This is a genomic window from Bartonella sp. MR168JLCBS (genome assembly GCF_042194175.1).
Genome location: NZ_JBHIMP010000012.1, coordinates 32,106 through 42,423, shown reverse-complemented (window position 1 = coordinate 42,423; position 10,318 = coordinate 32,106). Strand labels below are relative to the sequence as shown.

The window sequence follows — 10,318 nt, the reverse complement described above, 5'->3', positions numbered from 1 at the left end:
GTTTGTAATAGATTTTTCCCGTTTTGTGGACGCCGTAGAGAATAGCTTCTCACACCTCAAAAAGTGGATAACAAAAAGTTAGATATCAAATCTCTCCTTTAAAAATATGATGAAACAAGAATTTACACAAACATTGTTTGCGTGGATGGGTGGTAAACACTATCTGCGTAAGAAAATTATACCGATTTTAAATAATATTGACCATGAAACCTATGTTGAACCGTTTTTAGGTTCTGGTGTTATTTTCCTAAATAAAAGACCAGCAAAATATTCCGTTATTAATGATCTGAATGGAGAGATTACGAACCTGTTTCAATGTGTTCAAAATGACTTTGATGATTTAGCCAAACGACTAGAATGGTTTGTTTGTTCAAGACAGTTGTTTTTTGAACTTGCATCTATTGCCCCAGAAAGCCTTTCCAAAGTTGAAAGAGCCGCACGTTTTTTGTTTCTCCAACGTTGTGTGATGTATGGGAAAAAAGATTATGTCTCTTTTAGCTTTGGAAGGAAAAAGCCTATAGCATTTAATCCCGATAAGCTGTTATCAAGGATGCGGCGTGTTAGACAGAAGCTTCTTGATACAACAATCTTAAATTTATCGTGGGAGCGAGTTGTCGAACTTTTTGATGCACCCGACAGTTTATTTTATTTAGACCCGCCTTATCTTGTGAAGAAGAAATGTTACAGCTCTGGGAATTTTGTTGAAGATGATTTTGTGAGTATGGCAAAAGTTCTCAAAAGCATTCAAGGCAAATTTGTTTTGAGTCTGAATGATTGTGATGAGGTTAGAGAGATCTTTAAGGATTTTGACTTTTTAGAATTAGAAACTCTTTGGACCTCTGGTTTTGCTAAAAAACCACCCCGAAAAGAACTCTTGATTCGTAATAATTGAAGAAAATCATAAAAAGATTTGTTAGAATCAGAAAAAATATTTCTTCTCTAATAGGACTTTTTTTGATGCTTACACCCTTTGGTAAAATTTTACGTAAACTTCGCGTTGATCACTCAGAACGCCTCTTAGATATGGCTAAGAAATTAGACATATCTGTAGCATTTTTATCTTCTGTAGAAATTGGCAAAAAATCTGTTCCTGTAGGATTGGAAGAAAAGATCATAGAGCTTTATGGTTTAGATAAAGCTATGGCTTCTCTCTTAAAAAAAGAAGCCTATTCGTGTCGAAAAAGCATCATAATAAAACCTTCTACTCCGTTGCAACGTGAAACTGTTGTTGCGTTTATGAGGCTTTTAGATGGCTTACATCAAGAAGCGTTAGTAGACTTCAAAGAAACATTAGAAACATTGTGCGAAGCGTGCTTTATAGAGAAATGTTAGAAAATCCTATTCCCTAACTTTTATTTACGCGTCCCTCACTGTAAAAAAGCTGTATAAATACAGCAAGTTATTTTTACATAAAACTTACATGTTATCCGTGAATGGTATAATGGTAGATCCATTGAGCACCACGATCTTTACGCTTCATAAAGGAGTAAGCCGGCGCATATTTGCCAGCTCGTGGGTGTTGCTACAGCCCTTGGCACTTGAGACGGTTCATTAGGGGCATTTTTAATCCTTTCTTAATAGTTTTTTATCCACAAGGGCTCTTTCCGCTTGTAACTTGCAAGAGACATGATTTTGGTTGATTCAACATGGAGCGGGTCTGAAATGAAAGGATCTTACGCTATTCTGGATTCTCATTTAACATGCAAAACAATGAATACTCTTTATAAATCAATATCGCTTGAGGTGTGGTGTAAGGCATAAAAACTTTATGCATGGGGTGTTTTGATAAGAGAGTGTAGTGAATATTCAAGAGAGGGCTTTCTTGTATAATTTTGTGAAAGGAACCATATGAAATGTGAAGCCGAGAGGGAGCTGTTTTTGAGAAGTTGGATTGGGTATCAACCAGTTTGAGGAGGGATTTGCATCCTTTGATGTGTGGGAAGGAAGCCAAGAACAGAGCGTGTAGCACCCTATACTTATGTTTTTAAAGGTTTTAATTTTGATCAGAAATTAATTTTAAAATTGCTTTTTGTTTGACAGATGTAAGAATTCTAAAACTTTTTAAAAGCAAATATTCCTCTTTACTCGCTACAATTTCATCATGATGGTACGGGGTATGTTCTTTTTTGATGATATCAGCGTAAAAAAAGGCAATAGGGACATCCAATATATCGGAGATTTCCTTTAAACGTCCTGCGCTCACGCGATTTAAGCCTTTTTCATACTTTTGGATTTGTTGGAAAGTGACACCTAAATGATGCCCTAATGTTTTTTGAGACATTTTGAGCATTTTTCGCCTAAAGCGAATTTTTTTGCCTACAAAAAGATCAACATTAAGATTTTGAGTTTGTATTTGCCCCCTCCGGTTGCGAGCGCCCTCGCATTGGTATTCCGGGAGCTTGAAAACACTGAACCCTAGTCAGCATTTTGCTTTTAGTGCTTGGAGCACCTGGACATAACAAAATCTCCCGGAATTCCGGGATACCCACACACTGGGTTTATTTTTACGCTAGGGTTTCGGGTTTTCAAGGCCCTATTGGTCGTTGCGTATACGACCAATACATTTTCTAATTAGTAAAGTAATTTTAGGAGATTGGCAATAAAAATAGTTTTTCTTAAGATGGATAGATTTTTTTAAATGAGAGGTTATTTGCCTTTCAACTTTTTAAAACCCGCTTACTAAACTCATGTTTTAAGATTCGCTTTTTACAAAGGCAAACCTTGGTTTTTAAGCTCAAGGCACTGCCTATGGTGCTGTGCTTAACCAATAACCAAAATGGCTTGTTTTGATGCGTCTGAGATATCATGATGATAGGGGAAACCTTTTATGAGTAAAGAGCCCTCATGCAAAATAAAATCAAAACAGAATAGATTTGGTTGTTGTATATTCACATGTTTGTTTTGAGAAGATATTTCTCAATGTTAGCGCCCATTTCACAAATGGCGTTTCGTAAAGTGTATAACGTAAAAGCTTCGATGAATGGGATAAAAGCTATATTTCTATCTTTACTGAAAAAAAGATGCTTGGAGGGCACATACTCTTTGTCAGTCTAAAATATTACGACAGTTTTTACCTTTGAAAGGGAGCATAAAAGCTATTTTTTCTCTCTTCACGTGTTTTTATTTATACGCTCATCCTGCTTATAATGTGCAAGCGAATAGTTTTGATTGATTCAATATCAACAGATTTGAAATGAGAAAAGATATTTTGGTTTCTCATTATGTATGAATAATAAATTATTATTATAAATTAATAATTCTATACTTAGGGAAGCGTTTTTTTAAGGAGTTTTTTGTTCGTTTTAAAGAATATGCGTGTTTTAGATAAAAAACTGTATCAACGCAGTTATTGTTAGAATTAAAGTTTTTATGAGAAAAATGAGCATTGTGGAATGATAAGCTTTTGATATAAAGCGTTTTAGAATTTTGCACAACTTAACGATAACTTATTTATTTTGTCATTTTTTATGATTGCTATAAGCGATGCAAAGTTGGAATATGGTTTGAGAAAGCAGATGACACAAGTATTATCTTTCGGTAAGTAGTTTTGAAATAAAAGACAGCTTTAAATGATAAATAAAGATAGGTGCACCATGAATGAACTTACCCATATTGAGACTATTATAACGCATTATGATGCTGTTTTTTGTGATGTGTGGGGTGTTGTGCATAACGGTGTACATGCATTTGAACCAGCGTTGAAAGCATTGTATAAAATTCGACAAATGGGAAAAAATGTTATTTTATTGACCAATTCTCCTCGGCTACGGGAAGATGTTGCTGCTCAATTACAAAGCATGAATGTTCATCGTGACTATTATGATGCCATTATCACTTCAGGGGATGTAACGCGCGATCTCATTCGGACAGCTCCGCGTAAAGTTTTTTTTATTGGTTCACAACGTGATTTGGTGCTGTTTGAAGGGTTAGAGTGTGAATTTGTTGAAGAATGGGAGGCTTCTGTTGTCGTCTGCAGCGGTTTTCTTGAAGATTTTGACGAAGAGCCCTCTGCTTATGAGGAGATGTTTCTTCGCATGCGGGCGCGGAATTTACCTTTTATTTGTGCTAATCCTGATGTGATTGTCCATTATGGAAATAAAGAATTTTGGTGCGCTGGTGCATTGGCGCGTCTTTATCAACAATTAGGGGGGGAAGTACGCATTGCTGGAAAACCTCACGCGCCTATTTATGAGTGTGCCTTTGAAAAACTTCAAAACATTCGTGGAATTGTGGAAAAAAGTCAAGTTTTAGCTATTGGTGATGGTCTTTTGACGGATATTAAGGGGGCGGCTCATTTTGGTCTTGATGCCCTTTATATTATGGGGGGGATTCATCATTATGATTATGCGCAAAATGGTGTGGTGGATAAGCAAGCTTTGCATTCTTTTCTTGAACGTCATGGTTATAAACCACAAGCAATCATGTGGGCACTTCAGTAATGGCTAATTTTTTGCGTCTTCAGGGGACTCACATGTTTCCCTCGGCTTGGCGGGGAGCCGTGTTGGCACTTGGAAATTTTGATGGTGTTCATTGCGGACATCAGATGGTGTTGCAAAAAGCGCTTGATTTCGCACGGATAAAAAAGAAACCAGCAGTTGTTTTAACCTTTGAACCACATCCAAGAAGTTTTTTTCAACGTTCAGCTCCTGTCTATCGTTTGACAGAGGCAGCTGAAAAAGCTGAAATTTTTAAAGTCCTTGGCTTTAATGGTGTGATTGAACAGCCCTTTGATGCGCACTTTGCCACGCTTTCAGCGGATGAATTTATCAAATCGATTTTAAAACAGGCTTTTGATGTTTCAGTTGTGGTGACAGGGGAAAATTTTCAATTTGGTCATCAGAAAAGTGGAAATGTGCAGCTTCTTTGCCAAAGGGGAGAGAAATATGGATTTGAGGTTGTGCAAGTTCCTTGCGTTTCGCGTCTTCAAGATTCACAACAGTTGATTATTTCCTCTAGTTTTATTCGGCAGCTTCTCTCACAAGGAAAAGTGGACAAAGCAGCTCATTTGTTAGGGTATCACTATCGGGTATGCTCCAATATTATTCAAGGCGATAAACTTGGGCGTTTTTTGGGATTTCCTACCGCCAATCAAATGTTGCCTCCCCAAGTTCGCTTGGCTCATGGTGTTTATGCGGTACGTTTGCGTCGTGCGAACGGTGTTTTGTATGATGGTGTTGCAAGCTTTGGTTGTCGTCCAACGGTTGTTAAAAATGGTGCGCCACTTTTGGAAACCTATTTGTTTGACTTTAACGACGACCTTTATGGGGAAAGCTGTACCGTTTCTTTTTTCCAGTTTTTGCGAGGACAAGAAAAATTTGATGGGCTTGAACCTTTGATTGCGCAAATGCATCGTGATGAAAAAAAAGCAAAAGAAATTTTAAAGATAGCACAACCATTATCAAAGTTGGATAGGCTGCTTACTTTTAAAAATATGCCCTAAACTTATCTGCAAAAGATAAAAGAGCTGTAAAAATAGCACTTAAAGTGATTATAATCACAAAGATATATTCCAAAACATCGTGGAATATATGTTGTTTCCGTTGTTGAGAGGGAGAATCGAATATCTGAATATCTGATTTTGGCATTATCTTTTTCAAAGTTCATTTTATGGCTTTTGTTGTCATTCAAAAGTTTACTGCTTGTTTCTTTCTGATCCGTTAAAACCCATCATAAAAGATGCAGTAAAGAATAAGCCTCAGCCTATTTGGCAATAATAGACGTGAAGAGAGAGAAAGGCTGTTTTTAAAATTTTTTGCGATTTTAAGCTTATAGTTTGATAAAATTTAATCGATAACTCTTTTATTTCAAAAGTTTATGGTCTCTTTTTTCTAATTTGTTTTATTATGACATATCGTCTTTTATGATGGGATTGGGTTTATGTAAAATCTTACGCATGTGATATTTAGTATCATATGATGAATATTAAAAAAAAGGTTCGTTTGTTGAGCCTCGTGAAGTAGAGCGGTGGTCAGCAGCGGCTTTGTGCTAACCAATCACGTAAACGAGAATGAAGCTGATGGAAAATGCTTTAAGTCTCGTTTCTCTCGTATATTGTGATAGGAAATCTACATTAAGGAGACTATGATCGATTGCAGATAAAAAGAAATCATTGTGAGAAAGCAGGTGTACTTGTTTCAAAAATTTTTAATGCTTTTGATTGATAAAGGCACAATTTGGTTGTCGTAATACGTAAATCTTTCAGATTCTCAAGCAAAGAACTGTCCATATATCTCCTTTGTCCTTCACAAATATAACGCCTATAATGTAACGGCAAGGCAGTCTTGTAAGGATATGAAAATGCAAAGCCAATTATGTCTTGTTGCTTTTCTCATAAAACTTTTGCTTTAGCAATCCTCAACGCGAGCAGTATGTTTGAGACAAAGATTAAGGCGCTTTAGTGCTCTCTCTGCTGTTACAGCTTTTGTATACCAGATGGGGACAGCCCTATTGCCTATATTCATTTGGATAATCTCTGAAATCAATCTACAGCCTTATTGGGGAAAAATATGAAGTTATAAAGGGGGAAATCAGTCCAGATGACTGTCTTTTTTAAATTCGGCTTTGCCACTTTCAAAAGTGTCTAGAGCAATATCTCTTAAATCATGAAAATAACAGTTTCAGGCTTTGTTGTTTTTTGAATAGGATAATCACGTTCTACAGGTAAAATAAAATGCTGGAATATACTTGTGTTGCTAATTTACGCGCCTGTTTTAAAGAAATATCTCTCAACGCTTCCTATATCCATTTTCATGATGGCACTCATGAATGGTATCTTGCAAGCTCCGTTGAGCGCTATCATCTTTATGTCTAATAAAAGAGCAATCCGGTATCATCAGTTATATTGACAAGCCTTCAGTGTTGTACAGCCTTGGCTATTTGAGAGCGTTTATGTTTATGAGAGGGATTTTTCTTAACTCGTTTTATTTCATACGAACTCTTCCTGCTTGTGACATACAAGAAACACGCTTTTGATTGATTCACTATAAATAGACTTAAAATGAGATAATTTTATGGTATTAGGGTTTCTCACTCAACGTGCAAAATAATTAATTGTTATAAATCAATATTTTGCAATTAACCATAGATTATGGCTTACGGATTTTTTATAAAATATTCTGCATGCCTTTTATACGGAATATGGGGTTTTCTTAGTGGCTTTACTGTTGTTTTAGGTGTCTATGGTGTACGAATGAGCTCGTACTGGTAAAGGGAGAGACAAAGAAGGTGAAGCAGTGATAAAAGGTGAGGTGAAAATAGATTTCCTTGATCATCATATGAATTTTCATGCATTTTTATGGCTTCAGGTGTGCATGTTTGTTGTATATTTAACAGCAAAGTTTGCGTGTAGAGTCTTATGAAGTGGGAAGCCTGAGTGGAAAGCGCAAGACAAAGATTATTGACAGATTATTTTTTACAGATCGATGTGTATTTAAGAGTCTTTATCTTTTAAGGCGAGGAGGAAGCGTATGAAATCTGTGTTTAAAGACGCGCTAAACGATAAAGATGCAGCGAGCGTGCTCCGTGATGGCAATAAGCGAGAAGAGGCAGAGAGGCGGTTTTTAAAATTGTTTGCATAGCTTCAACAGCTGACTGTTCTATAGTTGGAGGAGAAATGGGAATGTGATAGGCTTTTATGCCATATTCATTTGCGACCGTTTTAATGCTAGAAAAGTCAGGTTGATGAAGCTCCTCGTGATCGGGGCGGTTGCAGATAATTGTTTTAAAACCAGCTTGTGCCAATGTTTTGATATTTTCTATGCTAATTTGGGCGCTGATAAAAATATCAGGTTCAATTTGTTGTAAATTCATCTTTATTTATTCTCAATTGCACGATTTTCACGATCCCCCCTAGTTTGGTATATAAAAGAACATAGTGAAGGTAAGTTTTTCAATGGTATCTTAACAAAAATATTCTTTTTGTCGAGAAGATCTATTTTGGGAAAATGAGCTGTAAGATGCAAAATATCTCACTCCGCAATATGTTCGTTATTCGACCTTATGCAAGACGGCTGTTTGGTCTTTATGCATAATCTATTATGTTTACCAAGCATAGACATTCCATTGTGTTGCTTGTTCACACGTTTGGTAGAGGTATCCTTATTTCTCTTAAGCCTATTTTACCCTGTCGAGCGTATAAGAGTATAAAATTCATTGATCACTACCCTCTTTACGCTTATGAAGAAGTAGGCTGGTACCATTGTTATATTTTTCAGTCCCCAATGTTACTACAGTCCTTGGCTCTTGAGACAGTTCATAAGAAGTATTTTAATCCTTTCTTGTACAGTTTTTACCCACACGCTAGCCCCGCTTGTAACGTACAAGAGACATGATTTTGATTGATTTAATATCAGAGGGCATGAAATGAGAGAATCTTCCTGATTTCGGCTCTCTCATTCAACGTGCAAAACAATGAATGCTTCTTATAGTTTGTTGTATATTCAGAGTGGAGTTTATTTGTAGAGTTGCATTAAGTGGACTGCATGAAGGGAGAAGCCCAAATGGCAGGCGCGAGATAAGAAGCTGGATCATTTACAGAGCATTGTTCACAGATCGACATGGATGTAAGAATCTTCGTTTTAGGGTGGGGGAAGAAGATCGTGTCTCTTGTTTAGATTTATTTTTGTTATTCTCAAAAACATCATCTTCATAATGTTTTTTCTTATGCTAAAAGAATATTATAAAGACAAAATTGCGGGCTGTCGTTTTATCCTAAAAATAGGAGAAATGGTTATTTTGCACGTATTGGATGCTTGCTTCTTTTATTACTTTCTGTATAATCGTAAAAACGATAATGCTGAAAGGCGTAATAAATGATCATTGGACTTTTGAATCAAAAGGGAGGCGTAGGAAAAACTACGTTGAGTGTTAATCTTGCGGCCAGTTTTGCGCGTACCGGTGCACGGGTATTGCTTATTGATGTTGATCCACAGGGGAGCGCATTGGATTGGGCTGCAGCGCGTGAAGATGCACCTTTGTTTTCGGTTATTGGTTTACCACGTGCAACGGTTCACAAAGAGATTACACAGATTGGTCATGGTTATGATCATATTATTATCGATGGTCCTCCACGTGTGACTGATCTTGCTCGTAGTGCTCTTATGGCTTCGGATTTGGTGCTTATACCTGTTTTGCCTAGTCCCTATGATATTTGGGCAGCCGATGGAATTGTAAAGCTGATTGACGAAGCACGTATTTATAAAGAAAATCTTGAATCTGCTTTTGTTATTAATCGTAAAATAGTCAATACAGCGATAGGGCGTGATGTGAACGAAGCTCTTGGCATATACCCCGTGCATGTTCTTTCTTCTAGCGTTGCGCAGCGCGTGATTTTTGCAGAAGCAGCAGCACAGGGGAAGGCGGTTTATGAAGTTGATAAGCAAGGACCAGCAACAGCAGAGATTGAAGCTGTTGCAGCGGAAATCAAGGAGTTAGCGCGATGAATAAAAAAATTAAAATCGGCACGAAACCAACGAATAAATCAATTCCTTTAACAGCAGATGCATGGGTAGGAAGCCCCAAAGGGAGCATGAGTGGAGGTATGAAGCGCCTCACGATTGATATACCAGAAAGTTTGCATCGATTGATTAAGGTAAGTTGTGCAAGTCGTGGAACTAAAATAGCCGATGAGGTGCGCGAATTGCTTTCACAAAAATACGGAAAAGTGTAAAAAGTGATATATGATAATAAGTTTTCGTTGGTTTGAATACTTTTTCTAGAGATGATATCATTTGTTTTTATACGAAGTTAATAATGATAAAATCTCCCTTCTTTTTTCACGAGGGCTGCTTCATTTAAGTTGTTTTTCATAAGGTTCTGTATCATTTCATGAAAGAGCTATGAGTTTGCGAAAAATTCTCCGTTTCAAACTTTTCCCTATACAAACTTTTCCCTATAAGTATGATAATCATCATACTACTTGTGATCTTATATCGCTATCTTATCCGCTAGATGAATAGATAAGTTTATTCTTCCATAAAAATTTTCTTGATAATGATTTTAAACGTCAGGTTATTTCTTTGTTTATTTCACTTAATACATGCGTAAATAATGTAATTAAGAGTAGCGTTGATTATTTTTTTCTGTTATGCAGCGATTTATTTTATTAAATTATATTCATGTTTATAAAGGGGGGATATAAATAAGTAAAATTTACTGATATTGGCGCGCTATAAGTTTTCCTAATAAACAAAAGAAGTCATTGAGCATATTATAGACAGTATTTCTTACATTTATATGATTTTATAGTCTTAAATAGTTAATGCCAGTCGTAATGGTACGCAAGGAAATAGGCTTTTTTGCTTCAATTGATAATGTATAA

Annotated in this window: 8 protein-coding genes and 1 pseudogene; 6 read left to right on the top strand and 3 right to left on the bottom strand. The window is 36.4% G+C overall.

Features of this window, described 5'->3' with window-relative positions; all coding sequences use genetic code 11:
- Positions 1-106 precede the first annotated feature (106 nt).
- Both ACFIK8_RS07305 and ACFIK8_RS07300 read left to right on the top strand, forming a co-directional pair.
- On the top strand, positions 107-892 hold the full coding sequence (locus ACFIK8_RS07305) for a DNA adenine methylase (protein ID WP_375645185.1): 786 nt from the start codon (positions 107-109) through the stop codon (positions 890-892).
- Positions 893-957: 65 nt separating this feature from the next.
- Positions 958-1,332 (top strand): helix-turn-helix domain-containing protein, encoded by a 375-nt coding sequence (locus ACFIK8_RS07300; RefSeq protein ID WP_375636575.1) that lies wholly within the window; start codon positions 958-960, stop codon positions 1,330-1,332.
- 661 nt (positions 1,333-1,993) lie between these two features.
- On the opposite strand, the gene ACFIK8_RS07295 is transcribed toward ACFIK8_RS07300, so the two are convergent.
- Complete coding sequence (locus ACFIK8_RS07295) at positions 1,994-2,353, bottom strand: helix-turn-helix domain-containing protein (RefSeq protein WP_375636387.1); 360 nt, start codon at positions 2,351-2,353, stop codon at positions 1,994-1,996.
- A gap of 1,240 nt (positions 2,354-3,593) precedes the next feature.
- Between ACFIK8_RS07295 and ACFIK8_RS07290 the strand changes: the two genes are divergently transcribed.
- Positions 3,594-4,439, top strand: a complete 846-nt coding sequence (locus tag ACFIK8_RS07290) for a TIGR01459 family HAD-type hydrolase (protein ID WP_375636389.1) — start codon at positions 3,594-3,596, stop codon at positions 4,437-4,439.
- On the top strand, positions 4,439-5,440 hold the full coding sequence (locus ACFIK8_RS07285) for a bifunctional riboflavin kinase/FAD synthetase (protein WP_375644938.1): 1,002 nt from the start codon (positions 4,439-4,441) through the stop codon (positions 5,438-5,440). The genes ACFIK8_RS07290 and ACFIK8_RS07285 overlap by 1 nt, the downstream gene beginning before the upstream one ends.
- A 1,652-nt stretch (positions 5,441-7,092) precedes the next feature.
- Here ACFIK8_RS07285 and ACFIK8_RS07280 read toward each other — a convergent pair.
- Together ACFIK8_RS07280 and ACFIK8_RS07275 are read right to left on the bottom strand one after the other, a co-directional pair.
- Positions 7,093-7,320 (bottom strand): annotated as a pseudogene (locus ACFIK8_RS07280) (D-alanyl-D-alanine carboxypeptidase); the annotation flags it as partial.
- Positions 7,321-7,479: 159 nt separating this feature from the next.
- On the bottom strand, positions 7,480-7,809 hold the full coding sequence (locus ACFIK8_RS07275) for a TIGR01244 family sulfur transferase (RefSeq protein ID WP_375636395.1): 330 nt from the start codon (positions 7,807-7,809) through the stop codon (positions 7,480-7,482).
- A 1,001-nt stretch (positions 7,810-8,810) separates the two neighbouring features.
- On the opposite strand from ACFIK8_RS07275, the gene parA reads away from it, so the two are divergent.
- Both parA and ACFIK8_RS07265 read left to right on the top strand, forming a co-directional pair.
- Entirely contained in the window at positions 8,811-9,440 is a 630-nt protein-coding gene (gene parA, locus ACFIK8_RS07270; protein ID WP_375636396.1) for a ParA family partition ATPase, read from the top strand.
- The gene (locus ACFIK8_RS07265; protein WP_015856697.1) at positions 9,437-9,667 is read left to right on the top strand and encodes a plasmid partition protein ParG; all 231 of its coding nucleotides are present in this window, start codon (positions 9,437-9,439) and stop codon (positions 9,665-9,667) included. Before parA ends, ACFIK8_RS07265 begins: the two co-directional genes overlap by 4 nt.
- The last annotated feature ends 651 nt before the right edge of the window (positions 9,668-10,318 follow it).

Coding starts and splice junctions, on each gene's coding strand:
- parA (WP_375636396.1), top strand. CDS start 8,811: ATGATCATTGGACTTTTGAATCAAAAGGGAGGCGTAGGAAAAACTACG.
- ACFIK8_RS07300 (WP_375636575.1), top strand. CDS start 958: ATGCTTACACCCTTTGGTAAAATTTTACGTAAACTTCGCGTTGATCAC.
- ACFIK8_RS07265 (WP_015856697.1), top strand. CDS start 9,437: ATGAATAAAAAAATTAAAATCGGCACGAAACCAACGAATAAATCAATT.
- ACFIK8_RS07290 (WP_375636389.1), top strand. CDS start 3,594: ATGAATGAACTTACCCATATTGAGACTATTATAACGCATTATGATGCT.
- ACFIK8_RS07275 (WP_375636395.1), bottom strand. CDS start 7,809: ATGAATTTACAACAAATTGAACCTGATATTTTTATCAGCGCCCAAATT.
- ACFIK8_RS07305 (WP_375645185.1), top strand. CDS start 107: ATGATGAAACAAGAATTTACACAAACATTGTTTGCGTGGATGGGTGGT.
- ACFIK8_RS07285 (WP_375644938.1), top strand. CDS start 4,439: ATGGCTAATTTTTTGCGTCTTCAGGGGACTCACATGTTTCCCTCGGCT.